This window comes from Corallococcus sicarius (assembly GCF_003611735.1).
Taxonomy (GTDB): domain Bacteria; phylum Myxococcota; class Myxococcia; order Myxococcales; family Myxococcaceae; genus Corallococcus; species Corallococcus sicarius.
The window spans coordinates 27,150-53,447 of the sequence record NZ_RAWG01000023.1; the positions used below are offsets into that span (position 1 = coordinate 27,150).

The window sequence follows — 26,298 nt, forward strand, 5'->3', positions numbered from 1 at the left end:
CCCTGCCTCACTCCGAACGGCCGGGCTGCCCGATGAGGTAGGTGATGACCATCCCCTGCGCGCGATGCACCCCGCTGTTCCAGTGGTACCCGTTGGCGTCCAGCCCCGCGGTCAGCTTCTCCAGGTCCGCGGGCGCATAGGTCCGCAGCGAGGACACCACGCCATCCCAGAGCACGAGCAGCGGGATGATGGGCACCAGGTAGGTGAGGACCAGGCGCCACCAGCGCACCGGGCGGATGAGCAGGGTGAAGCCCCACACCAGGGGCACGACGAGCAGGAGCTGGATGAGGAGGTACGGCAGCGAGCGCTGGGTGAGCTCGAAGGCGGCGAACGGGACGCCTTTGTCGACGGCGTCCGCGAGCAGGGCGCGGGCCTTCTCCGGAGGGAAGTGGTGCAGCCCCTCGAAGAGGGTCCGCACCCCCGTCAGCTCCTCCGGGAGTCGCGTGGCGTCGACCGGGGTGTCCCTGTATTGCGCGCCGGGAGGCAGCTCCAGGCCCGGGGTGGGATGCAGGTCGGTGAGCACCACCTCCGCCCCGCTGTGCACGGACTGGAGCACCGGAAGCAGCGTGCGCCACGGGCCTCCCGCGCCGGAGCAGAGGTCGACGACGCGGTTCGTGCCCGACGTGCGGAGCAGCTCCGCCAGGAGCTTCGCCACGCCGTCGTAGGGGCGCACGCGGTCGAGCACGACACGCAGGTAGTCGACCTCGCCACGGCGCAACAGCTCGGGCAGCCACGACTGGTCGAGGAATTCGAAGAGCTGGAGGCGAGGGAGCAGGGGCATCGCGAGGACTCTAAAGCCCTGCGCGGCCCCGCGAAACAAAGCACGGGCGCCCCCGGCTGTTCCCAGCCAGAAGCGCCCGTGGAGGGTTGTGCCTACGGCCCCCGGAGGGTGGTCAGCCCCTGATCCGTGAGGACGAGCAGCATGCGGGGCGTCACCGTGGGCTCGTAGACGAGCTGTAGGACGCGTTGCCCGGCCACCTGACGCACGGGCGCCAGCGTCGTCCCGTCCGGCTCCAGCCGCCAGAGGCCCGCGCCATTCGTGCCGATGTAGAGCGCGCCGTCGTCCGTCGCCTTGAGCGAGAGGATGCGATTGGTGGGCAGCCCCGCGAGCTTCTGCCAGTTCCCCGCCGAGCGTGACTTGGGCGTCATCGCCCAGACGCCGTACTCCGCGCTCCCCAGGTAGTAGCGACCCGCGGTCACCTGCTCGAAGGCGCGCCAGTAGTCATCCGTGGCCTGCCCATTGAGCGCCTCGTTGAAGCTCTTGAACTTCCAGGGCGTGGGCCCCTCCCAGGTGAACTCGCGGTCCCAGTCCTCCAGCTTGTCGCTGGGCACCAGCACTCCGAGCATCTGCTCGTTCGCGACGAGGACGTCTCCGTTCGGTGCGATGCCCAGCCCGTGCATGTATGGGCATTGCAGCGAGCCCCACTCCGAGCCGTTCTCGTAGAGATACCAGCCCGGGTGACGGTGGCTGTTGTAGACGAGCCCCTGGATGCGCGTCACACCGTGGTTGGTCGTGATGTAGAGGTCGCCGCGGTCGCGGCCGCGCGTCACGCGAGCGCAGTTCAGGACGGAGCGGTCCTCCTCGTAGTGGAAGTCATTGGTGTTGTGGATGCCAAGCTGCTTGCCCTCGTTCGATGATTTGACGGTGCGCCAGAGGTGCTCCTCGAGCGCGACCTTCCCGTCGGGCTGGAGGCGGACCGCGTCGAGGTCTCCCTTCTGGTATTCGGCGTAGCGCTCGGGCGTGTAGTACGCCTCGCCGGGGCCGGGGATGTACGAGCGCTGCTCGATGCCCGGCGCACGCTTCATCTCGTTGGCGCGATACCCCACGTACGCGCGCCCGGCCTCACCGCCGCAGATGACCGTCGAGTCGGTCGCGAGCGAGTCCGGGCTGAACGGCTGGCGCGCCTGCCCGACACCGGAGGTCCACGTGGGCGCCTTGTCGCCGGGGCGCAGCACGCCAATGCGGTAGCCATCCAGGAGCCAGACGTTCAACCCTTCATCAATGCCAACGCTCTGCGGAGTGCCAACGCCAAACGTGCGCGTGTAGTCGAGCACCGGATCCACGGGCCAGGGCCCTGCGTTCTGCGGCTCGCCCGCGTCGGGCGTCGGGCCCGCGTCGGGTGTTCCGCCCGCATCGGGCGTCGTTCCACCATCTTCGTCGGGTGGGAGCGTTCCGGCATCGGCAGAGGAATCCGGAGGGGGGAGGGTGGGAACTTCATTTCCCTCGTCCCCCACCGGGATCGGCTCCCCGTCCGGGTCGATTGTCCGGGGCTCGTCGTTGCAACCCCCTGACAGCAAAGCAATGACCGCGAATCCTGCCCCCACCACTCCTGCACGTATCCCCATCCATGCCCCCATTTCACGGAGGCTCCTTCGCAAGTCCCGGGCCGACGGCTCAGCGACCGACCCTGGCCTGAAGGTGTGGGGGATACCGCTCGCCTTGCACCGTGATGTGGGAGAGGGCGCCCTCGATGTCGCGGAGGTCCTCGGGCGTCAGCTCCACGGCGGCCGCTCCGATGTTCTCCTGCAGGCGGTGCAGTTTGGTGGTCCCTGGGATGGGAACGATCCACGGCTTCTGGGCCAGCAGCCACCCGATGGCGAGCTGGGCCCGTGTCACCTGTTTCCGGGCCGCGAGTTCGCCGAGGAGATCCACCAGGGTCTGGTTCGCCTTCCGGGCCTCCGCCGTGAAGCGCGGGACGATGTTGCGGAAGTCCTTGCTGTCGAACGTCGTGCTCTCGCTGATCCCTCCCGTGAGGAAGCCCTTGCCCAGGGGAGAGAAGGGCACGAAGCCGATCCCAAGTTCCTCCAGGGTCGGTAGGACGTCCTGCTCGGGGGCTCGCCACCACAGGGAGTATTCGCTCTGGAGGGCGGTGACGGGCTGGACCGCATGAGCGCGCCGGATCGTCTCCACGCCTGCTTCGGACAAGCCGAAGTGCTTCACCTTGCCCGCCTGGATCAGCTCCTTCACCGCGCCCGCGACCTCCTCGATGGGCACGTTCGGGTCGACGCGGTGTTGATAGAAGAGATCGATCCGGTCCGTCTTGAGCCGCTGGAGCGCTGCGTCCGCGACCTGCTGGATGTGCTCGGGCCGGCTGTTCAAGCCGCTTTGCCCGCCACTCGCGTCGAACTCGAAGCCGAACTTGGTGGCGATCACCACCTGGTCCCGGAAGGGGGCCAGGGCTTCGCCCAGCAGCTCTTCGTTCTTGTAGGGGCCGTAGGCCTCGGCGGTGTCGAAGAAGGTGACGCCGCGCTCGAAGGCCGACCGGATCAGCTGCACGGCCTCTTGCGTCTCCGTGGCAGGGCCGTAGCCATAGCTCAATCCCATGCAGCCAAGGCCGATGGCTGAAACCTCCAGCCCGCTCTTTCCCAACTTGCGTTTTTGCATTGTCTTTCCTTTTCGCGTCAGGACCGACGCATGGGTTGGTTCACGCCCAGGCTGCGACGGGCTTCCCAGTCCGGAGACACCGCCAGCTTTACAATGCGAGGGTTGCGCAGATAGAGCGTCAGCCGGGCATCGGTTGTCTTCAGGAACAGGTCCATCGCAACACGAGCAATCTGCCCGCCTGCTCCAAGAATCAAGACATTGCGCATGTACAGCACTCCTCTTCGCTATGGGCCCTGGGGAAGGCCGAGCAGGCGGCGCAGTTCTGGCGCCGTCGTGTTGGCCCGGAAGCCCGGGCCCCCTCGCTGGAAGCTGCTGGCTGCCGCCAGTCCTCCCACCATCACCGGCTCGCAGCCGGCATCGCGCACCAGTCGCAGCGCGACCTGGACCGCCTGGGCGTCGTCTCCGGCGACGGGAACCCCCAGCTTGCCGCTCTGCCGTTTGGCGGAGGCTTCGATGGCGGTGGCATCGACGGCGCTGAAGGCGCGCACCAGCTTCGTGCCCGGCAGGTACTTCGCGGACGTCCTGGCGACGCCCTCGGCCTGCGCCTCACGGGACAGCGCGTGGTCGTTTCCCGAAGGCGCATTGCAGGCATCGAGCACGACCTTGCCGCGCAGCGCCTGCTTCAGGTCCCGCCCGAGCTGGGGCAAGGCCTCATACGGAACGGCGAACAACAGGACCGTGCCGAACTCGGCCGCCTGCCGCGGCGTGCCCGCCGAAGCGCGCGGACCGAGCTCGCGGGTCATCGAGACGAGCTCCTCGGGATGGCGGGAGGAGAACAGGACTTCGTGCCCGGCCTTCACCCAGAGCCGTCCGACGGTGGCGCCCAGCCAGCCCGCGCCGATGACACCGAGCCGCATGGCTTGCGCGCCCCGTCCCCGCTCCGGAGTCTTGCCCGCCGGGTCGGCCGGCTGCGCTGGAGGTGCGCCCGTGGCGCTTGAGCTGGCGGCGACCGCGGCCAATCCCAGTCCCGCGACAAGGAGCTGGCGACGGTTCAGGCTACTGGAACGCTGCGGGTGCTTGCGCATGCGGATTCATCCTTTTCATTCGACCTGGCGGCCCAGCCCGCTGCTCGCCCCGTTCGCCCATAGAAATAGGGCCCTGCCCCGCGCATGACTATGCGGAGCAAGGCCCATGGGCTTTTAAGCGGTGCTTTACAATCGAAGGGGTGCCGAAGCTCAGCCGTTGCCGGTGGGGCGGGCAAGCATGGGCATGGCGTCAGGACGGTCCCACAGGACGAAGTGGCTGCATCCGTCCAGCTCCACCACGTCGAACTCCGGCTTCGCGCGCAAGGCGCTCTCCCTCATGGAGGACGACTCCAGCACGCGGTCCTTCCCTGGGACGAGCACCGTGCCGCGTCGCACGTTGCGGAACAGCGATGCATCGTGCTTCTGGCTCCACGCGGTGATGTCCAGCAGGTTGGCCACCATCGTCGCCACCCGCTTGGGATTGGTCGGGAAGGCCATGATGAGCTCGCGCTTGCGCGAATCCTCCAGCGGCCCCCAGGCCCCCCGGTTGTGGCGGGCGATGGGCGCGAGGCGCCACAAGGGGATGAGGAACGGCAGCAGCCACAGCTGCACGCTCGTGAGGCTCTTGTACGGGCGGGCCTGCGGAAGCACGGGCGCTTCCAGCACCACCTCCACCTTCTGGAACAGGTCCGGCCGCTGCTTCGCGGCCTCCAGGACCACGGCGCCTCCACGCGAATGTCCGTGGACGCGCACGAGGTCCGTCCTCGGCAGGTGCTCCAGGGCCTGCACCAGCACGGCGGCATCGTGGGCGATGGTGCCGTCCGGCTCCGCCGGCTCCCGGGCCCAGGGCGCCGGTTGTTCGCGCGGGTCGGTGATGGGCAGGTGGTAGTCGCAGCTCGTCACGAGGATGAGCTGGAGGTCGGGGTCGCGGTAGTGGTGCGTGAAGTAGCGCATGTCGGCCACGAAGCCGTGCATGCCAATGACCGTGGCGCGGGGCTGCTCGCAGCGCCGCTCGGCGATGACCGACTTGCCGATTCGATAGATGTGTCCGTCGAAGGACTCGCCCGGACAGGGCGTGCCCACGCGGTTCATCAACCACGCTCGCAGGGCGGGCACGGCGACGGCGACACCAGCAAGGACTCCAAGAGCCACGAACATGCGTTCACCCGGGGCGGGAAGGGCACCGGTACTGCGCTTCGCGGACCTTGTCCAGCCGGCACCCCGCTCCCTGGGGCATGCTCCCGCCAGTTCCATGGAAGGACCCACGGCATGAAAGTCATTCTCTTTGGCGCGACCGGGATGGTGGGGCAGGGCGTCCTGCGCGAGTGCCTGCTGGACCCGGAGGTGGAGCGCGTCCTCACCGTGGGGCGCAAGGCGACGGGCCAGCAACACGCGAAGCTCCGCGAACTCGTGCATCAGGACTTCATGGACTTCTCCTCCGTGGAGGAGGAACTCACGGGCTACGACGCATGCTTCTTCTGCCTGGGCGTCTCCGCGGCGGGCCTGAAGGAGGAGGACTATCACCGCGTGACGTATGACTTCACGCTCGCGGCGGCGAAGACGCTGGTGAAGCGCAACCCGGGCATGACGTTCCTCTACGTGTCGGGAACGGGCACCGACAGCACCGAACAGGGCCGCAGCATGTGGGCGCGCGTGAAGGGGAAGACGGAGAACGCGCTGATGAAGCTGCCCTTCAAGGACAGCTACATGTTTCGCCCGGGCATCATCCAACCGCTGGATGGCATCAAGTCCCAGACGAGGGCATACCGGGTGGGCTATGCGGTGATGGCGCCGCTCACCCCCGTGCTGAAGGCGCTCTTTCCAAAGCTGATCACGGACACGCGGCGGGTCGGACGCGCGATGCTCCAGGTCGCCCGCCACGGTGCCCCGAAGCGCCTGCTCGAGAACCCGGACATCAACAGCCTCGCGCAAGAACCGCTACCGCGCGGAGCCTAGGACGCCGGCTCCCGCGGCGCCTCCGTGCCTTCCTGCGGCTGTCCCTCGCGCTTGGGGGACGTGGTGTCCTCCTCTCCGGTCAGGTTGCTCTTGCGGAGCGTGTCGTCCAGAACGTCCCCGTGGCGTTTGCGCGGAGGGGGTGAGGGCTTGGGCTCATGCTCCATGGCGGCCTCCTGAGGTGGTGATGTTGCCTTCCGCCAAGGTGGGGCCTGCTCCCGCCCCGCGCCCATGTGTAAAGGCTTGCCACCGTCCCTGCGCCTGGCTGGCTGTCTGCCTGACTGTCAGGAGCCCTCCCGAGGGGAAGCCGCCGAGGGCCTGCGAGCGTTTCTTTCTCCATGCCTTCGACTCGACCGCTGCGCCTCGCCCTGCTCTCCCTGTCCATGGCCCTGCCAGCCTTCGCGGCCGGCCCTGCCGTGTGGGGCGAAGGCCTGATGGTGAAGGTGCGGCCAGAGACCACGGCCCGGAGCGCCACCGAGGTGCGGCTGACCGCGGCGCGCAACGAGTTCGTCTCCTTCCAGGTGGCGCTGCATGGAGGGGATGCCGGCCTTCAGGGCGTGCGCGCCCGACTGCCCGCGCTGGAGGGGCCCGCGACCCTGACGGGGCCGGACGTGACGCTGTACCGCGAGGCGCTCGTCACCACGAAGAAGGCCTCGGTGGCAGGCGAGCCCGTGGGCCGTTGGCCGGACGGCCTGGTGCCGGACACGGACGAGGTCGCCGGAGAGCAGCGCAATGCCTTCCCCTTCGACGTGCCCGCGGGCGAGGCGCGCGCCCTCTGGGTGGACGTGCACGTGCCCGCGGATGCGCCCCCCGGTGACTACCGCGGCACGGTGACGGTGGAGGCGGCCGGAGGCTTCCAGCGGCAGGTGACCGCGAGGCTGACGGTGGTGGACGCGGCGCTGCCGAGCACGTCCTCGCTGCCGTCAGCGTTCCTGCTGTGGCCGCCGCACGTGTGCCGCGCGCACACGGGCCGGGAGGACTGCTCGCCGCAGGAGCTTCAGCCGCTGCTGGAGCGCTACCAGCAGCTGGCGCTGGAGCACCGCTTCACGCTGTCCAGCCTCTTCCCGCGCAAGCCGTGGCCGCCCGCGTGGAGCGACTTCGACGCGGCGTGGGGCCCGTTCCTGGAGGGCACCGCGCCCACGCGGCTGCCCGGCGCGCGGATGACGAGCCTGGAGTACGTGGGCCCGCTCGACGCGGAGAACCTGAGGGACTTCGCGGGCCACATGAAGGCGAAGGGCTGGCTGGACCGGGCCTACGTGCAGCTGGGCGACGAGCCGCCCTACGGGACGAGCTTCGAGCAGGTGCACGCGACGGCGGCCCTGGTGCGCGAGGCGGCGCCCGGGCTGCGCACGCTCCTGACGACGAACTCGCACGAGATGGCCCGCAATGACCTCGAAGGGCTGGTGGACGCCGTGGTGCCGCTGGTGAACCACCTGGACGGCACGGAGGGCACCTTCCGGGGCGATCAGCGTGACACGTACACGGACTTCCTGAAGCGCCCTGGTACTGCGTTGTGGATGTATCAGAGCTGCATGAGCCACGGCTGTGCGTATGGGACCAACGCCCCGGAGAACAAGCCGGGGGCGGGCTGGCCGTCGTACATGCTGGACCGCTCGGCCGCGAAGGCTCGCGCGATGGAGTGGGTGACGTTCCTCCAGGGCGCGACGGGGGAGCTGTACTACCAGTCGGTGGGGATGCTCTCCACGGCGTGGACGGACCAGTACCGCTTCAATGGCAACGGGGACGGGACGCTCTTCTACCCGGGCACCCCGGCTGCGATTGGCGGGACGACGCACGTGCCGGTGGCGTCCCTGCGACTGAAGCTCATCCGTCAGGGCATGCAGGACTACGAGTGGCTCAAGGCGGTGAGCGACGCGGGCGACCCCGGCTTCGCGCGCAAGGTGGCGCGGGAGCTCATCCCTTCCGCGTCGCGCGTCTCGGATGACGGCGCCGCGTTCGATGCGGCGCGGCTGCGGCTCATCCACCGCTACCAGGAACTGACCGCCGGTGAGGCGCCACCTCCCGATGCGGGCACCCCGCCAGACGCGGGCACGCCGCCGGAGGAGGGCACGGGGGGACCGCCCCAGCAGGCGCCCACGGCCCCGCCGGGCGTGGACCCGGACCCGGAGACGGTGGGCAGGGGTGGGCCCACCGGCGGCTGCACCACGGGCGGAGGTGGCTCCGCGGCGGTGGCGGGGAGCCTGCTCTTCGCGGCCTGGATGCTCAGGGGCGCGCGGCGCAAGCAGTACGCCCGCGCCGGGTGAGCCGGGCTATTCGCCGTCAGGGACCTGGCGCGACTCGGGACCGTGCGGTTGCGCCACGACGGTGATGGCATCCTTGCCGTAGCCCTCGCGGGTGCCGTACCGCCCCTGGAAGGACTCCGTCGGATGTCCCACGCGGTAGAGGTCCACGGTGGGGAAGGTGTTGCGCTTCGTCCCATCCGTCGAGCCCGCGGACTGCTCCACCGTGACGGTCTGCTGACCGTCACGGGCCACCACCGGGGCGGAGTGGTAGGGAGACTTTCCCTTGGGGGTCGAGCCCTGCCGGATGATGTCGTAGGCCTCGCCCACGGCGGGTGAGGCCCGGACTTCCACCCCGTTCGGATCCAACCGCTTGGCCTCCTGGGAGTGGGCGATGTTCTTCTCGTCGCTCTCGCCCATGACCTTCTGGGTCACCTTCTCCTTGCTGGCGAGGGTGTACGTGGTCTCGGTCGGAACCGGCAGGCGCCGGCCATGCATGATCTCCTCCCCATTGTGCATGCAGTCCGGGATCCCCTTCTTGAACTGATGGCGCTCGAAGGTGTCGTCGTTCCTGCTGTACCGGGTCGGGCTCAGGTCGGACTGCTGGGTGATGTACTTCTGCTTGTCCGCGCTGGCCGGGACGCTCGTATTGACAAACAGGGAAGCGCGTTGTGTGGCATCCGGCTTCTTCAGTCCGTCGTGGACCCCGTACTGCTTGTTGTCGGTGAGCTTGACCGAGTCCGGAAGCGTCTTGGCCGGGGGCAGCTTGGGCGTACGAGACGGAGGCGGAGACGACGACGAGCGGCGGCGGATCGGCATGGGGACACCTCGCTCCACTTGGAGTCAGCGGAATGGATGCCACTCCATGGGGCAGGACGTCAGGGATTTCAAACCCAAATTCGAGGTTCCGACCTCCGCTGTTCAAGAATGAAGGATGGGTTCATTCCGGCGGGCAGGAGTTCTCCTGGATGCGCACCACGACCCACCCGGGCGAGCTGGCAGGCTCAGGCCTGCTTTTCGACGAACTCTGCGAGTTGCCTCGTGACGGTGCCCCAGCCGTCGTAGAAGCCCTTCTCCTCATGCATGGCCTTGTCGGCCTGGTTCTTGTGCATCACATGGGCCGCGTACTCGGTGCCCTGGGGATGGTCCTTCAGCGTGATGATGGCGGTCACGAAGGGCTCTTCCGCGGGGCGCCATCCCGCGACCAGGGCGGTCGTGAAGACGAGTCGCTCCTGCGGGTCGATGGCGAGGAAGCACCCCTGGATGTGCGGCATGAAGTCGCCGCCGTCCTCACTGAGCTGGGTGAGGAACGAGCCGCCAGGGCGGAGCTCCAACTGCAGGACCTTGCAGCGGGCCGGAGCCGGGACCCACCATTGTTCGAGGCTCGCGGGGTCCGTCCACGCGCTCCACACGGCCGGGCGGGGTGCCTTGATGATCCGTGAAATCGTCAGGTCGAGTTCTGGATGTACCGATGCGCTCATCTGGGTTCTCCCTTTCCATGGGTCCTGGTGACGAACTGCTCGAGCCTGTCCGTGCGGCCTTCCCAGAGGTCGCGTTGTTCAGACAGCCAGGCTTGGACAACCGCGAACGGCTTCTTCTCGATGGCGCACGTCCGCACGCGGCCTTCCTTGCGCGTCTGGATCCAGCCGCTCTCCTCGAGCAGGTGGATGTGTTTCATGAAGGAAGGCAATGCCATGTCGAATGGCTTCGCCAGCTCGCTGATACTTGCCGGACCCTGGCCCAACCGCCGCAACACGGCGCGACGCGTGGGGTCGGCAAGCGCCTGGAAGAGGCCGTCCATCTGCCGCGGATGCTGTTCCATGCGGCAGGGTATGGCGTTGGGATACTTAGCGCAAGGGCTAAGTGTTGTGGGCGGTGTCCTGGGCCCGGAAGGCCCGTTCGTGCAGATGCAGTTGGGGCGCTCGCGGGCGTTCAGGACCGCTTCTTCTCGCGGGCCTGCCGGGACGTGTAGAGGCGGTGCAGGAAGTCGTAGAGGACCAGCTCCTGGGCGCGGGCGGCGGTGCGCAGCATCCGGTTGGTGTGCATGTGGACGAGGCTCGCGGCCACGCGCTCCAGGGGCTGGGTGAGCTGCCCCTGGTCCGCGGACGCTCGCAGCCGTGCCAGCACCGGCCCCTGCCGTTCGGAGCGGCGGCGCAGCGCCGCGAGTCCCGGAGCCAATGGCCCCTCCGCGGGCCCTGCCTGCCAGAGCAGGGCCTCCAGCTCCTGCCGGTGCGTCCGGAACCGCTCGCCCAGCCGCCGCTCGAAGGCTCCGTCCACGCTGAACTCCTGGCCATAGCCCTGGCGCAAGCCGGCGAGCAGCCGGCAACGGCCCTCCAGGTCGAAGCCCAGGTCCGTGAGCAGCAGGTCAATGCCACACAGCACGAGCCGCCAGCGCGCGTCCGCGCCGTCCTCGCCGCAGACGGTGTCGAGCAGCTCCAGCGCCGCTTCACTGTCCGCGTGGAAGCACTGCTCCGCCAGGGGCAGGCCCGCGTCGCCGCCATAGCGCTCCAGCTCGCGCTCGTACGTGTCCACCTGCACGCGGTGGACGACGCCGTCCTGGCGCAACGGGGCGAGCAGCGCGTGGAGCCGTGACAGGACCTCCGTGTGCAACCGTCGCGGGTCGCCCTGGAAGCGCACGCGCAGGTGCCAGTCCGGGTCACCGTAGCGCAGGAAGAACCACTGCTTCGCCGCGCCGCAGGCCAGCGCTTCGCGGGCCAGGGGCGCCACGGCCTCCGCCAGCACGCGGTCCGCGAGCGCCGTGCCGGTGTAGAGCTTGACGTAGAGCCACTCGGAGCCCGGGGGGAAGGAGCGCTGCAGCCGCGGCGGCTTCGGCAGCGGCACGGCGGGCGCGGGCACCGCCGGGGCTTCGCGCACGAAGGGCACCACCACCTCGTGGACGAAGCGGCCTTCCGGGCCCTGGACGCAGAGGCCCTCGTCCGCGAGCAGCTCCACCAGCACCACGTCCGTCCGCTGCCGCACCAGGTGGACGAAGGTGTCCAGGCTGAGCACGTTGTCCAGGTCCACCGGCAGCACGTTGTCCTGATCCACCAGGCCCACGAGGCGCGGAAGCCCCAGCCGCTCGCGCAGCCGCCCGGCCTCCCGGAAGCGCTCGGCGCCTTCACGTTCCCCCAACGCGCGGAGCGTGGACGCCTGGAGCCGCCAGCGGGCGCGGTAGAGGATGAGCCTGCCCGCCGTCACCCGGGGAAGAAACGCGCTGCTCGCGAGCGGCCCCCACTGCCAGCGCAGGCCGGGGGTCGCTCCCTGTTGCTGGAGCGTGCCCAGGAAGGTGTAGGGGCGCAGGTGCGCTCGGCCGAAGTTGTGGACGTGGGTGACGCGGGGAAGGACCTCGCGGCCCAGGCTCGCCGAGCGCAGGACGATGCGGGAGCCCTGGACGCTGACGAACAGGTCGGTGAGCGGAAGCTGTCGCTCGGCGGGCGCACCCGAGCGCCCCAGGTACACCAGCTCGTGGTCGCGCAGCACGGGGCGGCAGAGGATGTTGCCCACGCGCCCCTCCGGCAGGTGCACGACCTCCGCGAAGAGGGCCTCCGGACGCAGGGCTTCCTCCGCGCGCAGGTGCGCTGTCACGTGGCGCAGCAGCTCCGGGTCGCCGTGACAGAAGCGGCCCAGGAGCGCCGCGCCCGACGGGCCGATCATCGACTCGAAGACGAACTGGAACCGCCCCGCGTCCACGTCCTCCTGCGAGGCCGCGAGCACGGTCCCCATGACGGAGAAGGCCTCCGGCAGCGGCCCCGGGCGCGGGTTCGCGAGCGCCTCCAGGTCCTCCGCGTCCAGCTCCAGCGGGCCCCCCGTGCGCAGGACCTCCGACAGCCGGTAGTGCAGGTGGGCCTGCGCCTTGCCCCAAGACATCTGCTCGTCGGCGCGGGCCGCGGGGAAGGGGAGGTCGCGCAAGAGGGGAGAGGCCTCCGCTGACTCGGGGCTCGCCAGCTCGAAGCCGATGCCCACGTCCTCGTCCAGGGCCTCCAGCAGGGGCACCTCGCGCGCCTCGTAGCGTTGGACGAAGGCCTCGCGGAAGCGCCTCAGGGTGGCGGACTCCGAGGCCGGGCTGAGGCGGTGCAGCAGGGCCACGCCCTGGCTCATCGCGTCCACCAGGGCGGGTCCCAGCGTCAGCGCTTCGGCGGGCTTGCGCAGGTCCACCTGGAAGAGGCGGCTTGCGTTCACGGGGGCGGGAAGGGCTTCCAGGCCGCGCGCGAGCGCACGGTAGCGGGAGGGCTCCGCGCCCGGAGGTGAACCATCCAGCTGCGTCAGCACGCCCTGCACGTGCGCAAGGACGCGGTGGGGCTCGGCCATCGCCGGCACGGCTTCCAGGCACGTGAGCAGTTCGCGCACCGGCTCCGGTCCCGTGACGAGCGGCGCCAGCTCCGGCACGAGGAGCTGGTGCGCCACGAGCATGTCCACGTACTCCGTGGCCTCCTCGCGGGACACGTCGGGGTCCGCGTCCACCAGGGACTGCACGAGCGCGGCGAGCGACGCCCCCGCGCGGGCCCTCTCCAACGTGGCCTCCAGGTACGGCGTGGGCTCCACGCCGACGAGCTGGTAGCTGCGCGAGCCACCGTCGCGCCGGGACTCGGCGTAGCGCAGCCGGCCCGCCGCCCGGTACAGGCTGGAGTTGGGCCGGTAGCTCAAGGCCCCGCGCAGCGCGGGCAGCCCCGCGAGCCCGTCCGTCAGTGCATCGACGTAATCCATGTCCAACCGCGTATGGCGGCGGTACGTCTCACGGGCTGGCAGTTGCAGCCGGGTCGCCTGGGTGAGCGTGCCCAGACTGTTGCCGGCGAAGAGGCCGAAGGGCGTGGCCCGCGACGTCATGCGTTGCCAGTAGCGCACCAGCGTGCGCTCCAGCTTCTCTGCGTGAGGACTCCCGGGCGCGGACGTCCACGCGGGCAGGTTCTCCTCCAGCGAGGGCGACGCGAGGAACAGCGCCTCCCGCACCTCCGGCCGGGCAATGACAGACGCGAGCCGCTCGCGCAGCAGCTCGCGGTCCCGGGCGAGCGCCGCGTCCAGCTCGGCGGTGGACGCCCCTCGCGCGGTGGGAGCGAGCAGGCCCTGGCCCCATGCCCGCAGCTCGTCGAAGGGCAGCAGCGGGGTGCGCAGGACGAAGAATCCGGAGGGCGCGAAGCCCGGTGGCGTCGTCATGGAGCGTCCAGGGTGGTGGGGCGAAGGGACATGAGCAGCAGGCGGTCCCATTCCGGCTCCACCGCGGAGGTCGCCGCGAGGAGCGCGAGGGCGATGCCGGCGGCACCCGCGAGCAGGCCCGCGTGGTCCGTCCAACCCTCGGTGCCGTCGTCGAAGCGCTCCAGGATCCGGAAGCCGGCCACGCCCTGGCCGGGCTGGCGGTGAACGCAGAGCAGCTGGCGGAACCAGAAGCGGGCCGCGGTCTCGAAGGCGGGCTCGCCCGTGGTCTGGAACAGGCGGTTGTACAGGTGCGCGAGCCCGGCGGATCCATGGCAGAGCCCACCATCCAGCACGGAAGCGACGTCCTGCCAGCGCGAGGCGGCCTCCCGGCAGAGCGCGAGGGCCTGGGCTTCCCACGCGGGGGTTCCCACCGCGCGCGCCAGCGTGTGCAGCCCGAGCGCCACGCCGGGATCGCCGTAGCACCACGCCGGACGGCGCGGCCAGGTGAGCGGTTCATGCCGCGCATCCACGCGCGAGGGGAAGCGCGCGGGGGCGGAGTCTTCTGCGCGCCGGGCCATGAACCACGTCCATCCGCCTTCGAGCAGCCCGCGCGCGGCAGGCCTTGCGACGCCCGCGGCCACCGCGCCTCCCAGCACGATGAGCACGCCCGCCATGCCGTGCGCGACGCCCAGGTTGTAGCTGCCCTCGGGATGTTCTCCCCGGAGCCGGGCTTCGACGTGGAGGGCCTGCGTCTTCCAGCGCAGTCCCTCCGGTGTCCGCTCGGCCAGCTCCCCCAGCCGCGCGACCACCGCTTCCAGGCAGCGCCGTGCGCCGTCACGGGGAAGGCGCTCCAGCGCGTACGTCCCCATGCCCACCAGCCCGCTCACCAGGTCGTAGCGGTGCGGCCAGGGCCGCGTCTGGAGGAAGTCCTCGAGCGCGGCGTCGAGCTCCGTGAGCGGATCCGCGTCGGGTGATTCGGAGGGAGGCTGCACGCGCTGCACGGCCCAGGCGATTCCCGGGAAGCCGTCATACAGGTCCGCGCCCAGCGTCTCCGTGGCGAGCGCATCCGTGGCGCGCTCCAGCAGGGCGTCGGCCCGGGCGCGGTGCCGCGCGTCAGCCTGGAGGGGGACGCGTGCGAGCGCGTCGAACAACACCGCGCAGCCCGCGTCCCCGCGCGCCAGGGAGGCCAGGGGCAGGGAATGGGCGGGAATATCCGACAGCGCCTCGACAATCGCCGCGAGCGCTTCCACGGCTGCCTCGTGCTCGACTCCGTGCAGCAAGGGTTTCCAGGCAGCAGCGCGTCGCATGTCGTCTTCCCATGCCAGGGGGAGAGGAAATCCACAGTCCCATGGTTCTTGCTTGGATTGCTTGTCTATCTGGAATGCAGGTGCTTGACTTGGCCTTGCAGTAAACGCCGTCAAGGACCGCAACGAAAGGGGCATGTCATGGACAAGCAGGACAACCAGAAGCCCAAGAAGTTGAGCCTGAAGCGCGAGACCGTCCGCCTGTTGTCCGGCGCGGGCACGGAGCAGACGGACCGCAAGGAACGGACCTCTCCCATCTGCACGGAGTACGGGACGAAGTGTGACATCTGACGGACCCCACGGGCCTCCGGGTCCGTGAGTCCTGCCGGGAGGGGGAGCGTGTCCCTCCCGGTCCCTGGCCCGGTGTGAAGTCGTTGAAGGCAGGACGTGGCTGAAGCGTTTCAATCCCTTCGGGACGCCAGCACGCTTCTTTCCGGTGAAACAACCCGGCCGTTCGTCTGTGACCGTATCCGTGTGTGGCGGGTCCCTGGCAGGCAGGGGACGAAGAATGCTGTCCAACGGCTTCCGGAGGCCGGGTCATGAACGGTGGAACTGTTACTCAAGCGCGATGGGGTCGCCACGCACTCCTGGGGGTGGCCCTTGCCCTGGCGCTCACCGTGGGAGCCGCCTGCCCGGACACGGAGGTCATCCCGCCGGACGAAATCGAGGACGCAGGCACCGTGACGGACGGAGGCGTGGGACCGCCCGATGCGGGGTCCGGCGACGGCTCGGTGCCGGATGCGAGTGTCGCTTGCACGGTACCTGTGCCCCAGGGGGCCCCGTGGGCCAGCCGCTGTGGGACCGGGTTGCCGGCGGATACGTGCGCTTCGCTGGTGCTGCCGGCGGCGGGCCCGGTGCCTCCCGCGGATCGCTGGTGTGAGGACTCCGCGCGCCTGCTGTGCGCGGCCGGGGTGGACGCCGGCACGGTGGACCCCACGGCCGAGTCGGGCTGCTTCGAGCGTGAGCGGCGGACTTGCGAGTCCCGCTTCCCGCGCTCGGTCCGGGATGCGGGTTTCTTCACGTACTGGCCCGAAGCCGCGTCCGCGTGCCTGACGGGGGACGTGAACCCGTCGTCCGAGGCCTGCCGCTGTGCCTTCGTGCGCTCCTCGGTGGGCGGCGCCTGCGGCGTGGACGCCGACTGCCGCACGGGCTACTGCCTCAAGGATGAGAGCGATGCGGGCGTCTGCGTCGCCTGTCCGGAACGGCGTCCCGTGGGCAGCGCCTGCGGACAGCTGGGGGACGCGCCGTGTGATGACCACGGCTACTGCTCGCAGGGATGCTGCGTGCCTCGGCCCAACGCGGGGGAGGCTTGCAGGATGGGGATGATCGAGCCCGTGCCCTGCGACAAGGCCACGTCGCCCGGGTGTCGGCCCCTTGCCCCCGAGGACATGTCGGGCTTCGGCACCTGCCGTGCGTACAGGGAGTCTGGCGAGACGTGCGGACAGGCCCCCGGTGCCAGGTGCGAGGGCATGCCGCTGCCGGGCTGCAATCTGGGAACGTGCGTGTCCGGCCAGCTCTGCACCTTCATGAGCCCGGATGCCTCGGTTCCCGCGCAGTGCCAGCCGGAAGGCGTGCGGTGCGATTTCCGGGGCAGGGGCTGCGGCCCCGGCCAGCTGTGCGTCGGACCCAACGGCCTCTGCATCGATCCCGCCTCGCTCAGCGAAGGGGAGACTTGCGATGGCCCCGGTGAGTGCATGGACGGCCTGCTGTGCGACAAGGGCGATGCCGGCCCTGGCGCCTTGGGCGCGTGCATCGCGGCGGGCCCGGGCGAGTGCCGCTACGACGTGGAGTGCCCCTGGGCCGAGCGCTGCCGCGACGGGCAGTGTACGGAGGGCAAGGCCCTGGGGGCCGCCTGTGACAGTCCCGAGGCCTGCGCGAAATACCTCGTCTGCGCGCGCGGGGAGGATGGGGGCACCTGCGCCCCGGAGCCGCGCCTCGGCGAGCGCTGCCGCTTCAGCAGTCCGGATGGAGGCTTCCCTACGTGGACGTACTCCTGCATCACGGGGGTTTGCAACAACCCGACGGGCGTCTGCGAGTAGCCCGCGGGAGCACCTCAAGGGCATGCAGGGCCGGTGAGCCCCATCACCTCCGGCCCTGCCTGTCCGTCCTCACCCACACCGCCGCTCCGTCAAACGACACGGTGAAAGTGTCCGCTGGCGCATGGCCGGGGTCCTCCTCCTGAACACGTGCGGGAATGGGGAACGCGATGTCCAAGAGGATGCTGCTGGCTGCGCTCGCGGCGGTGATGACGAGCGCCTGTGGTGGCGATGACGACGAGGGCTGCGACCTCAGCAAGGCCGACGCCTGCGGGGGGGGCCTGGTGTGCGAGGAGGTGCAGGGCGGCAAGCCCCAGTGCTTCCCCGAGACGGCCATCACCGGCAAGGTCCTCAACGCGACGAGCCAGCAGCCCGTGGCGGGCGCGCGCCTGGTGGCGCTGGATGCCACGACGAGCGCAGCGGCCACGACCGTGGTGACGTCCGACGCGCAGGGCAATTACCGCATCCCCGTGAAGCTCACGCGATCCACGGACACGGCGGCGGACGTGAAGTCCGTCACCTACACCCTGCGCGTGGAGTCCGAGGGCTTCCTCGGCTTCCCCTCCGCCATCCGCCAGGCCATTCCCCTCACGGTGAACCGCGCGGATGACGCGAATGCGCCGGCGCAGAACGTGCGTGACGTGGCGCTGCTGCCGCTCACCGGCGTCAACCCGGCCGAGCTGGGCTCCATCGCCGGCAAGGTGGCCGAAGGCGCGGCGGGGCAGGGCGGCGTGCTGGTGGTGGCCGAAGGCGTCAATGGCACCTCGGGCGCCACGTCCACCGTCACCGACACGAGCGGCAGCTTCATGCTGCTCAACCTCGCGGCGGGCACGTATGACGTGAAGGCGTTCGTGCAGGGCAAGGGCTTCGCGCCCGTGGCGGCCCTCTCTCTGGCGGCGGCCGAGGACAAGCTCGGCGTCAACCTGAACGCGGACGCGGCCCCGGCGCTCACCACGCTGGCGGGAGGCGTGAACCTCGTCAACGCCCCTGCGGGTGCCAATGAGACGTCCATCGTGCTCGCGCTGGCCTCCACCGGCGAGGTGCCGCGCGGGCTGAGCATCCAGACGTCCGGCCAGCGCTTCAGCCTCGTCGGCATCCCCGCGGGCACCTACGACATCCTCGCGTCGTACACGAACGACAACCTGGTGTTGGATCCGGATCCGCAGCAGCTCCCGCGGCCCATCCGCATCACGCTGCCCGCAGACGCGCCCAGCGGCAGCCTGGACGTGGGCACCTTCAAGGTGACGGGCGACGTGAGCATCGTCTCGCCGGGCCGCGATGACGTGCCCAATGAGCCCGGCGTGGCCGCCGCGGGCCTCACGTTCCGCTGGGAGGACGACTCGAGCGAGACCTTCTACGGCCTCGAACTCTTCGACGCGTACGGCAGCCGTATCTGGGGCAGCGAGCCCTCCACGACGCTGATGCCCGCCGTCCAGGCCCCGAAGAATGCCACCTCCAAGGCCTACGACGGTCCGGCCCTGCTGACGGGCCAGACGTACCAGTGGCGCATCACCTCGTGGAGCAACTGCACGAGCAACTGCAACGGCGCCCTCTACAAGCCCATCAGCCGCAGCGAGAACCTGCGCGGCATCTTCACCGTCGCGCCGTAGCGAGACGGGAGGCACGAGCGCCAGGTGCCTCCCTCTTCTCCGGAGGCACCTGGCTGCGCGCCTCAGATTTCCTGGCGCGGCGGCGCCGGGCCATGGCCAGCGCCGACAGGGTACCGGCCAGCCACAGGGGGAAGGAAGAAGGCCCACGTCCCGCCCCAGCACTGGCGCAGCCGCCGCCGCCTCCCACATTCGGGGGCAGCAGCTCCTGCGGCTCCGTTGGCTTGACCCGGATCTCCACCGTGTCCTTGGCGAAGAACGGTCCAAAGCCAACGCTCAGCTCGAAGTGCATCGGCGTTTCGGTCGAAACGTTGGGCCCGGTGTAGTGGGGACTCGCGGTGTCGCTCTCCGCCAGCTCCACGGGAGGCCCATCGAGCTGCCGCCAGGAATACGTCAACGCCCTCCCCACCGGAGTCGAGCTCCCCGACCCGTGAAGGGTGACGGAGGCGCCGCTCTCGACGAGCCGGTCCTCACCGGCGTTGGCGCTCGGCTGACAGGTGCCAACATCGTCGACGATGGCATCGAAGGGGGCTTCGCGAACGCCAGACACGGTGATGTTGTCAATCTCCCAGCCATGGGCCTCCGCGAACCAGGGCGAGCCAAAGCGGAACCGCAGCTGGACGGTCTTCCCGCTGAGCTGCGATGCGAAGTCCAGGGTGTTGCCTGTGTTCATCTGGGGCCAGGCGCTGTTCTGCGCCACATAGGCCTGCCGTCCGCCCAGGTTGTTGCTGGTGGTCGAGTCCAGGGTTCCGCCGTAACCCGGGTCGAGATAGCGGCTCACGTCCTCCCAGGTCTTTCCCCCATCCAGGGTGAGCTCGATGACCCCTCCCGTCCAGAAGGTCTTCCGGCCCGTCTGGGAGTTGACATCGAAGGCGAAGCGATAGCGATGGTCGAAGGTCACCTTGAAGGGCGCGGCGTCCACCACCGTCAGCCGGGGGGTGATCAGCGCCGTATCCGCGAAGTCGGCCCCGTCCTTGATGAACCAGACGTGGTTGGCCGCGTCCCCGGTGCTGTTCGGGGCCAGCACCCGTTGCCAGCGCTGGTCCGTCCCCCCCTTCAGGACCTCCAAATGCCATTGCGTCGTGGGGCTCTCGACCGTGTCCGTCGTGGAGGAGCCCAGGTCATGGTCGAGCTTGATGATGTGCTTCTGGGGGAGGGGGCCCTGGCAGAAGCCGGCGCCGCCAGGCGTGAGCGTGAGCTCCAGGTCTCGCGGCAACGCGGGGGACGAGGCCAGCTCGATGGGGATGACCAGCGGGATGGAATCCAGGGGAGGCACCGGGGGAAGGGAGAGCTCCCCCGTGGGCAGTGACAGCTCGCCGGCCCTGTTGCTGGTGACCGTGAGGGTGACGCCCGTCGCGGCCACGGGCCCCAGATTGGTGACCTTGAGGTGGAGTGAACCGGCCTCCTCCGCGTCGAGGACTCCGTCGGCCTCGGCGTCGCACGCGCGGCGACCGTCATCCACCTTCACGAACTCGAAGCGCAGGTCCGCTTGAACCTGGTACCCCTCCTTCACCTCGGTGAAGTTCTGCGATCTTCGCGGGGGGGCGCTGGCGCAGGTGCCCGCGCCGCGTCTGGCGAAGGCCTCGGCCAGCAGGAGCATGTCCCGCGGGTCCTGGGGCTTCCAGCTCCTGGCCGCCATGAGCAGGGCGTCACGTTGCTCCGTGAAGGTCGGGTTCGCGGGGGCCAGCATCATCCCGGCGACGACGTAATCCGCCATGCGCCGCTTCGCCTCGGCGAAGGATGCGAAGCGCGAGTCCGGCTTCCGGGCTTCATCCAGCAGGGCCAGATAGCCGTCGAAGAGCATGGACGCCCAGATTTCTCCTGCGTTGTGGAACTCGGAGTTGAGCACCCCATTGTCGCGGAGCGGGTGCTCCACGGGGAGGAGCTCCTCGTCGCTGATGTGGCGGAACCGGAGCGCGTTCTTCGTGGGGTCGCGCGAGTACGGCGCTCGTCGGATGCCATGGTAGGGGCTGTCACCCGTGACATACGCGGCGTAGCCGCCCACCCCATAGGTGCCGTTGTATCCGAACCCATCGTTCTGCCGGACCATCATGTGGAGGGCGATGAAGTCGGCCCAGCCTTCGCTCTGGGCGCCGCACTGCGCTTCGCTGCAATCCACCAGGCGGAGATGAAGCAGGTGCCCCCACTCGTGGGCGACGATGGTGTTGTCGATGGTCCCGTCCCGTTCAGGGCCAGGGATGCGCGCCATCGTTCCCGTCACGGAGCCCACGCCGAGCAGGGCCTTGAGGGCCTGGCCGGCCTCGAAGGAAACGGACAGCACAGGGAGGGTGGGATTGAGCGTCGCGTCCGCCTCGAACATGTCGGGCGGCGCGGCGCCTGGGGTGTGATTGAGGACGATGAGTCCGGCCGCGCCCGCGTTCTGCGCGGTCACCGCCTTGAGCTCATAGGAGCAGCCGCCTCCGCGGTCCGCCAGGACGATGGCGCCCGTGACGTCGTTGGTCAATGCCGTGCAACCGGTGAAGACCCCGGGGGTGCCATCATTGGCCAGGACGAGACGGGCGGGGCCCAGGTTGAAGTCCTGCCTGCCAAACTCGGCCCTGCCCGTGGCGTAGTCCGTACTCGCGACGCGGAAGGACCGCAGCTCTGGCATCTCCCAGAGGTACATCTCCATCCGGGGACTCTGGCCGTCTTTGGGAACATAGATGGAGGCGTTGTTGCGGATGCGGGGATTGGGGCCCTGGTTCTGGGCCTCGGCGAGCAGCGCGTCGCCTTCCAGGCCTCCCCGCCCATGATTCTCCTGCTGGGCATTGCCCGCGGCTTCCGTGAAGCCAGAGGCGTAGAAATAGTCATGCAGCCAGTTGGTCGTGTAGAAGAGGCTGGTGATCGCCGCGTGTGTCTGGGATGGCCGCGCCAGGGCCCCGAGGCTGGTGTCGTAATCGTAATGGAAGTCGCGGGTGCCGGGACTCACCAGGGCCCGCACGTCGGTGCCCTCGGTATAGCCATCCGGGTTGTAGTGGTCGGCATAGGCAGACACGTTGTTGCCTGAAGTGAAGGTCGCCCCCGGGGCAAGCCAGGGGTCCACCCCGCCGGTGTGGATGCGCCCCTCCACGGAGATGTCGCGTGGAAGCTCGAAGCCAGGCTCGAAGGTTTCATCCGGGAGCCCCGTGGGATGCGGCGTGAAGTCCTTCTGGGGCCCATCCCGGGGGGTCCCGTCCGCGTCCGCCCACACCCGGTAGGAATGGCCGTCATGCGAAATGCGATTGCGGCGGTGCAGCGTGCCGCCTGATTCCGCATCCATCACGTACTCGTAGCCGCGCCGGGTCTCCTCACCGGCACGCTCGGCGAGCAGCTCCACGGAATAGGCGGGCACGAGCCGGTCCGCCGTGGGGAAGTACACCCGCCTGACTTCGGCGGGGATGACCAGGGAGATGCCAGCGCTTCTTCCCGTGCTGCCGGGGGCAAGCTCGAACCGCTGTCGATCCGCCCGGGCGGCCCCCACCTGTTCGACCGCGACGTCCTCCGCCAGCGACACCCCATGGAGGTCGCCCAACGCCCCCACCACGGCCTGTGAGGGGGAGCCCCGGAAGGTGCTCCGGGCTCCCCGGGCCTCGGCCAGGGCCTGGCCCACCCCGTCATGCAGGCTGCCGGTGATGGCGACCAGCTCCAGGTCGCGCGTCATGAGCACCTTCAGCTCATTGCGGACCACGTCGATGGCGCCCACGCGCTGCCGGAAGAAGACGATGATGCCGCCCTGGCCCGTGTCATGGACGCGGTGCACAAAGGCGGCTCCCAGCGCTTCGGGAGACAGCCGGTACAGGGCCGCATGCCGCTCCAGGTACGCCCGTGCCGCCGCCTGGGGCGTGTGCGCCTCCAGGGGCGGAAGCGGTTGCCCCGCTCTGGCCCACACCATCGTCGGGACGTCGCGCTCCGGGTCCCTGGCGGTGACGGTGAGCCCTTGCAATGCCGTCGCGGCCCCCCCCGCCTGGGGTTCCAGGCCGGGAGGGCTTTCACCGGAGGGCTCCACCGCGCAGCCCATCCAGAATGCGAGCGTCACCAGCAGGGTGGACGTGCTGCTCCTCGGATTTTTGAGCACCAGGGACCCCTTTGTCGCGGTTCGTCCACGCACTGCTGAAACCTGCCATCACTTGCAGATGTCGGTGTCCCGCAGCCGGCTGAGATGGCCCACGGCATTGCCCTTCAGGGAACGCGCATAGATTCCCCCCACCCAGCTCCCGCCATTGAAGGTGACGTTGGCGTTTGGTGCAAGCACTGTGCCGTAGAAACCATAATCATAGGCGGTGAGGGTGGTGGCGTCCGGGAAGTTGAAGAGGATGCCGCGTTCATCAATGCCGCCGCTGAACGCGTGGCCGAAGTTGGTCAAGAGCGGCGACGTCCCTCGGACGTTGATGACCGCCAGGGTGTCCGCGGGGGCCTGGATCGAAAGCAGCGTGGCGCCCTTGAAGGCACTGGCATTGACGTTGAAGACATTCACCTTGGGGTGGGTGCCGGCCAGGAGGACGCCGCCCCAGGACTCGACGGTGGTGGTGCCGTTGGCGGGGAGTGCGGCGAGGTCGGAGGAGAGGGTCCTCAGCGAGCTGCCCTGCGTGGCGAAGTTGATGGGGGTCGCTCGCGCCACGTTGCCGCGGGGAAAGGTGACGTTGGTGTCGGTGGTGAGCTTCAAGCCATACCGCGCCTCGCCCCAGACGCTGCCATTGGCCAGGGAGAGGTTCCCGCCCGCCACCAGGACGTTGGTGGTGTCCTTCTCCGACAGCATCGCGCCCACGGAGAAGTTCTGGAGGGACACGTTGCGGCCCGCGGCCAGCTTGCCCTGGACTTCATTGCCCTGCAGGTAGTCCTCCAGCACGAAGAGGTTGTACTCACCGAGGCGGACCGCGATGCAGGGCGCCGCGCTTGCGTCGCCCACCGTGACGGTGATGCTGGTGAGCACCGTCCCGTTGCGAACCATGACGGTGGCCACGCCCTTGGAGACGCCCGTCAGGGTGCCATCGGCGGTGATGGTGGCGACGCTGTTGTTCGACGACGAGTAGAGCGTCCCGAGCGCAGGCGAGGAGATGTCGCGCAGCACCCCGTCCGTGTACTTGCCGTTCACCACCAGCTTCCGCTTCGAGCCCTGGCCGGGCAGGGTGGCGTCGCCGTTGAGGACCTGGATGGAGCTCAGCTGCGCCGAGGAGACGACGGGCAGGATGACGTGGGGGGAGGAAAGCAGCCGTCCCAGCGAGTCGATGCCGAACGCGGCGAGCTCCACCGAACCGATGGCCTGCACGGGAATCTGGAACTGGGTCGTGAACGGCGCCACTTCGAGGATGGTCGCGCTTCCCCCGCCCACGATGATGACGGTCTCGGGCTGGAAGCCCCCCGAGGCGGAGAGGGTCACCGTCACCGGCTTGCCCGGCGTGACCTGCGTGCCAGGCGCGGGGGAGGTGATGGCCAGACTGCCTGCCACGGCGCTGGCGCGGGCCTGACGGAAGAACCCCAGGTCCGGCGGTGTCCCGTCGCCTTCGGGCCGCGCGGTGAGGCCCGTGCATTGATTCACCGGGGGCACGGTGCTGGGGCTGGGAATGGAAGAGACGAAGTTCGGACCGCTGACGGGGCTGTTGAGCAACTGGATGATCCGGTCGCGGTGGGGCACGTCGTTCTGGACCTCGAAGTGCCCCGACTTCGTATTCGCCAGCGCCACGGTGAAGGTGCTGATGGCCGTGCTTCCCGTCGCGGTACCGCCCTGTTGTTCCGCCGTTCCCGCGAAGGTGTCGTGCGGGTCTCCGCAGAACAGCATGCTGTCCACGCCCAGGATGAGCCTTTGCCGCGTCATCGCATCCTGGTTGCCGAAGACCCGTGGGTGGTAGGTCTCCATCTTGGTGTACAGGACCTTGATTGGACCAGGGAGCAGGGCCGAGGTGGGAGTCCGCGGCAGGGTCTGTGCGCCCTGACTGACCATGAAGTGCGAAGGGACATCCGTCTGCTTGATGCCGCTGATGGCGGGGCTGCCCACCTTGAGGTCGTCGATGGCCGCGCCTCCCACGACTTCCAACTGGAGCTTCGTCGACGGCGACGCCAGGACGAGGGCGTCCTTGATCGTGTCCCAGACAGTGGGATCCTCGACCTTGATGAAATCGCGCATGGTGGCGAGTTCATTGGCCATGCGCGTGCCCCCGTGGGGGGTGTTCAGGGTGATGAGCCGGTTGATGTCCCCTTCCTTGAAGGTGACGTGGCGCCGGTAGTTGGGCCAGTCGATGTACTTGCGGGTGAGCAGTCCGCCCATGCCCTGGGCGACGACATCCACCTGGGTGACGGCGATCTGCTCGAGGCGCATCTCCTGCAAGGCCTCGTAGATCGCATTGGGGACGGCGAGCGTGTTCTCCTCGGAGTCCATGCGGGCCGAGCTCGTCGAAGAGTAGTCCGCGCAGTGCACCTTGAAGAGGGAGCTGGCCGCGATTCCGCCCACCCCCTGCCAGGACAGGCACGAGGACCAGAGGTCGTGGACGAGCACCAGCGGCGGCCGGACGATGGAGAGCTCGACCTGCGACGTGTACCCCGTTCCCGTGGTGGGGACGTACTGGCCGGAGAGGGTCAACGGACGCGTGGAGACGTTCGCGTAGCCCCCGCTGTCGAAGTCCGCGGGGCTGGTGTACAGGGCGAACGCGTAGTGCACCCCTCCAACGGGCACGGTGGGGACGGTGACCGAGCCGGTCCGGGTGGAAGAGCCGACCGCGCCCACGCCGCCGTTGGCCGGGCTGGTCCCGCTGACGGTGAAGGTCATGGTTCCCGCCGAGGGCACCTTGGCGCGCAGGAGGACCTGCGTCACGCCGTCCGCCGCCACGCCCTGGACCGGCGCAACCGCCACGGACGCGTTCACCAGCTTCACGGGGTCCGTGACGACGGTGCCCAGGAACTCGTGGATGAGGACCGGGTTCGGGTTGACGGCCTCCATGCTGGCGAACGTGATGTTGTCGATGACCACCGCGGAGTCCAGGACGCCATCGCCCAGGTCGCTGATCGTGAACTCAATCGTGACGGGGCCACCGCTGGCGACCTCGAAGTTGACGGTCCTGAAGTCCGTGATGCCCGCGTCCGGGAAGAGCATGATCTCGGGCGGGTAGTTGCCCGGGAAGAGGTCGACCCCCGACGGATCATCGGCGAACAGGACGTCGTAGCCGGTGCCCGCCGCGCGCGTCGAGGACACGTCGAAGAAGGTGGCGCTGTTCACCGACGAGTCCACGACGGTGCGCGTCCCCAGCGGATCCACGACGCGCGCGGAGAAGGTGTCGTTGAACTGCGTGCCGACGTATTCGGGGGACTCCGCGCTCAGGAACCTGAAGTCGAAGGCCATGCGGTTGCTGCCACGCGGCACGTTGAGCGTGACGCGAAAGACGACGGCGTCTCCTTCGGTGCCCAGGGGCGGGTAGTCCGTGCCCGGCTCCGGAAGGTTGGCGGTATTGATGTTGCCCGTGCTCATGATGAACAGCGAGGCACCTTTGCGCGGCTTGATGTCGCCGTACTCGGGGGCCACCATCGCCGCCTGGGGATTCAGGCTCGTGAGCTGGGCGCTCGTCACGACTCCCGGGGCAAGGTCCAGCGCCGTGGCGGCCTCCGTCGCGGTGGCGAGCGCGGTGCTCGCGGCGGCGGGCTTCGCCAGGTGCAGGCTCGCGATGCGCTGGCGTTCCGCCAGGGCCGCGGCGCTCAAGACCCGGACCTTGGC

At 69.4% G+C, this 26,298-nt stretch carries 19 protein-coding genes; 5 read left to right on the plus strand and 14 right to left on the minus strand.

The annotated features are described in order from the left end of the window. Window positions 1-7: 7 nt before the first annotated feature. From D7X12_RS05570 to D7X12_RS05595, 6 genes are all read right to left on the minus strand, one after another. On the minus strand, window positions 8-781 hold the full coding sequence (locus D7X12_RS05570) for a hypothetical protein (RefSeq protein WP_120624215.1): 774 nt from the start codon (window positions 779-781) through the stop codon (window positions 8-10). Between the two features lie 92 nt (window positions 782-873). Continuing rightward, on the minus strand, window positions 874-1,992 hold the full coding sequence (locus tag D7X12_RS05575) for a hypothetical protein (protein ID WP_244224364.1): 1,119 nt from the start codon (window positions 1,990-1,992) through the stop codon (window positions 874-876). 403 nt (window positions 1,993-2,395) lie between these two features. Then, on the minus strand, window positions 2,396-3,385 hold the full coding sequence (locus D7X12_RS05580; RefSeq protein WP_120624217.1) for an aldo/keto reductase: 990 nt from the start codon (window positions 3,383-3,385) through the stop codon (window positions 2,396-2,398). 17 nt (window positions 3,386-3,402) lie between these two features. Continuing rightward, complete coding sequence (locus tag D7X12_RS43670; protein ID WP_208718834.1) at window positions 3,403-3,591, minus strand: hypothetical protein; 189 nt, start codon at window positions 3,589-3,591, stop codon at window positions 3,403-3,405. 18 nt (window positions 3,592-3,609) lie between these two features. Then, window positions 3,610-4,410 carry an NADPH-dependent F420 reductase gene (locus D7X12_RS05590; RefSeq protein ID WP_244224365.1) on the minus strand — a complete coding sequence of 267 codons (801 nt, stop codon included), beginning with the start codon at window positions 4,408-4,410 and terminating at the stop codon, window positions 3,610-3,612. Window positions 4,411-4,560: 150 nt separating this feature from the next. Then, window positions 4,561-5,466, minus strand: coding sequence for an alpha/beta fold hydrolase (locus D7X12_RS05595; protein ID WP_244224366.1), 906 nt, complete (start codon window positions 5,464-5,466; stop codon window positions 4,561-4,563). A 153-nt stretch (window positions 5,467-5,619) separates the two neighbouring features. On the opposite strand from D7X12_RS05595, the gene D7X12_RS05600 reads away from it, so the two are divergent. Then, complete coding sequence (locus tag D7X12_RS05600; protein WP_120624220.1) at window positions 5,620-6,306, plus strand: NAD(P)H-binding protein; 687 nt, start codon at window positions 5,620-5,622, stop codon at window positions 6,304-6,306. Here the strand turns inward: D7X12_RS05600 and D7X12_RS42815 are convergent. Continuing rightward, window positions 6,303-6,470 carry a hypothetical protein gene (locus D7X12_RS42815; protein WP_158619968.1) on the minus strand — a complete coding sequence of 56 codons (168 nt, stop codon included), beginning with the start codon at window positions 6,468-6,470 and terminating at the stop codon, window positions 6,303-6,305. The genes D7X12_RS05600 and D7X12_RS42815 overlap by 4 nt on opposite strands. Window positions 6,471-6,641: 171 nt before the next feature. On the opposite strand from D7X12_RS42815, the gene D7X12_RS05605 reads away from it, so the two are divergent. Continuing rightward, window positions 6,642-8,567, plus strand: coding sequence for a DUF4091 domain-containing protein (locus D7X12_RS05605; RefSeq protein WP_120624221.1), 1,926 nt, complete (start codon window positions 6,642-6,644; stop codon window positions 8,565-8,567). A 6-nt stretch (window positions 8,568-8,573) separates the two neighbouring features. Here the strand turns inward: D7X12_RS05605 and D7X12_RS05610 are convergent, their stop codons facing one another. The 5 genes from D7X12_RS05610 to D7X12_RS05630 all read right to left on the minus strand — a co-directional run bounded on the left by D7X12_RS05610 (window position 8,574) and on the right by D7X12_RS05630 (window position 14,980). Beyond that, entirely contained in the window at window positions 8,574-9,362 is a 789-nt protein-coding gene (locus D7X12_RS05610; protein WP_120624222.1) for a hypothetical protein, read from the minus strand. 185 nt (window positions 9,363-9,547) lie between these two features. Then, on the minus strand, window positions 9,548-10,024 hold the full coding sequence (locus D7X12_RS05615) for an SRPBCC family protein (RefSeq protein ID WP_120624223.1): 477 nt from the start codon (window positions 10,022-10,024) through the stop codon (window positions 9,548-9,550). After that, on the minus strand, window positions 10,021-10,344 hold the full coding sequence (locus tag D7X12_RS05620; protein ID WP_244224367.1) for an ArsR/SmtB family transcription factor: 324 nt from the start codon (window positions 10,342-10,344) through the stop codon (window positions 10,021-10,023). The genes D7X12_RS05615 and D7X12_RS05620 overlap by 4 nt, the downstream gene beginning before the upstream one ends. Before the next feature lie 131 nt (window positions 10,345-10,475). Beyond that, on the minus strand, window positions 10,476-13,694 hold the full coding sequence (locus tag D7X12_RS05625) for a lantibiotic dehydratase (protein ID WP_120624225.1): 3,219 nt from the start codon (window positions 13,692-13,694) through the stop codon (window positions 10,476-10,478). After that, window positions 13,691-14,980 carry a lanthionine synthetase C family protein gene (locus D7X12_RS05630; RefSeq protein WP_158619969.1) on the minus strand — a complete coding sequence of 430 codons (1,290 nt, stop codon included), beginning with the start codon at window positions 14,978-14,980 and terminating at the stop codon, window positions 13,691-13,693. Before D7X12_RS05630 ends, D7X12_RS05625 begins: the two co-directional genes overlap by 4 nt. A 138-nt stretch (window positions 14,981-15,118) precedes the next feature. Here D7X12_RS05630 and D7X12_RS42820 point away from each other — a divergent pair, with 138 nt between their 5' ends. From D7X12_RS42820 to D7X12_RS05640, 3 genes are all read left to right on the plus strand, one after another. Next, a complete protein-coding gene (locus tag D7X12_RS42820; protein WP_158619970.1) occupies window positions 15,119-15,268 on the plus strand; it encodes a hypothetical protein in 150 nt (49 codons plus the stop codon). A 302-nt stretch (window positions 15,269-15,570) separates the two neighbouring features. Further along, window positions 15,571-17,016, plus strand: a complete 1,446-nt coding sequence (locus tag D7X12_RS05635) for a hypothetical protein (protein WP_147443533.1) — start codon at window positions 15,571-15,573, stop codon at window positions 17,014-17,016. A 167-nt stretch (window positions 17,017-17,183) separates the two neighbouring features. Next, window positions 17,184-18,623: a carboxypeptidase-like regulatory domain-containing protein gene (locus D7X12_RS05640; protein ID WP_120624228.1), complete on the plus strand. Its 1,440-nt coding sequence runs from the start codon at window positions 17,184-17,186 to the stop codon at window positions 18,621-18,623. Here D7X12_RS05640 and D7X12_RS05645 read toward each other — a convergent pair. Both D7X12_RS05645 and D7X12_RS05650 read right to left on the minus strand, forming a co-directional pair. Further along, window positions 18,607-22,674, minus strand: a complete 4,068-nt coding sequence (locus D7X12_RS05645) for a M36 family metallopeptidase (RefSeq protein ID WP_147443534.1) — start codon at window positions 22,672-22,674, stop codon at window positions 18,607-18,609. The genes D7X12_RS05640 and D7X12_RS05645 overlap by 17 nt on opposite strands. A gap of 48 nt (window positions 22,675-22,722) precedes the next feature. After that, window positions 22,723-26,298: choice-of-anchor A family protein (locus D7X12_RS05650; RefSeq protein WP_208718836.1), on the minus strand; the 3,576-nt coding region annotated here is incomplete at its 5' end.

Excerpts from the sequence above, each read along its gene's own strand:
- D7X12_RS05630 (WP_158619969.1), bottom strand. The coding sequence starts at position 14,980 with ATGCGACGCGCTGCTGCCTGGAAACCCTTGCTGCACGGAGTCGAGCAC.
- D7X12_RS05640 (WP_120624228.1), top strand. The coding sequence starts at position 17,184 with ATGTCCAAGAGGATGCTGCTGGCTGCGCTCGCGGCGGTGATGACGAGC.
- D7X12_RS42815 (WP_158619968.1), bottom strand. The coding sequence starts at position 6,470 with ATGGAGCATGAGCCCAAGCCCTCACCCCCTCCGCGCAAACGCCACGGG.
- D7X12_RS05605 (WP_120624221.1), top strand. The coding sequence starts at position 6,642 with ATGCCTTCGACTCGACCGCTGCGCCTCGCCCTGCTCTCCCTGTCCATG.
- D7X12_RS43670 (WP_208718834.1), bottom strand. The coding sequence starts at position 3,591 with ATGCGCAATGTCTTGATTCTTGGAGCAGGCGGGCAGATTGCTCGTGTT.
- D7X12_RS05615 (WP_120624223.1), bottom strand. The coding sequence starts at position 10,024 with ATGAGCGCATCGGTACATCCAGAACTCGACCTGACGATTTCACGGATC.
- D7X12_RS05590 (WP_244224365.1), bottom strand. The coding sequence starts at position 4,410 with ATGCGCAAGCACCCGCAGCGTTCCAGTAGCCTGAACCGTCGCCAGCTC.
- D7X12_RS05600 (WP_120624220.1), top strand. The coding sequence starts at position 5,620 with ATGAAAGTCATTCTCTTTGGCGCGACCGGGATGGTGGGGCAGGGCGTC.
- D7X12_RS05610 (WP_120624222.1), bottom strand. The coding sequence starts at position 9,362 with ATGCCGATCCGCCGCCGCTCGTCGTCGTCTCCGCCTCCGTCTCGTACG.
- D7X12_RS05620 (WP_244224367.1), bottom strand. The coding sequence starts at position 10,344 with ATGGACGGCCTCTTCCAGGCGCTTGCCGACCCCACGCGTCGCGCCGTG.
- D7X12_RS05580 (WP_120624217.1), bottom strand. The coding sequence starts at position 3,385 with ATGCAAAAACGCAAGTTGGGAAAGAGCGGGCTGGAGGTTTCAGCCATC.
- D7X12_RS05625 (WP_120624225.1), bottom strand. The coding sequence starts at position 13,694 with ATGACGACGCCACCGGGCTTCGCGCCCTCCGGATTCTTCGTCCTGCGC.
- D7X12_RS05570 (WP_120624215.1), bottom strand. The coding sequence starts at position 781 with ATGCCCCTGCTCCCTCGCCTCCAGCTCTTCGAATTCCTCGACCAGTCG.
- D7X12_RS42820 (WP_158619970.1), top strand. The coding sequence starts at position 15,119 with ATGGACAAGCAGGACAACCAGAAGCCCAAGAAGTTGAGCCTGAAGCGC.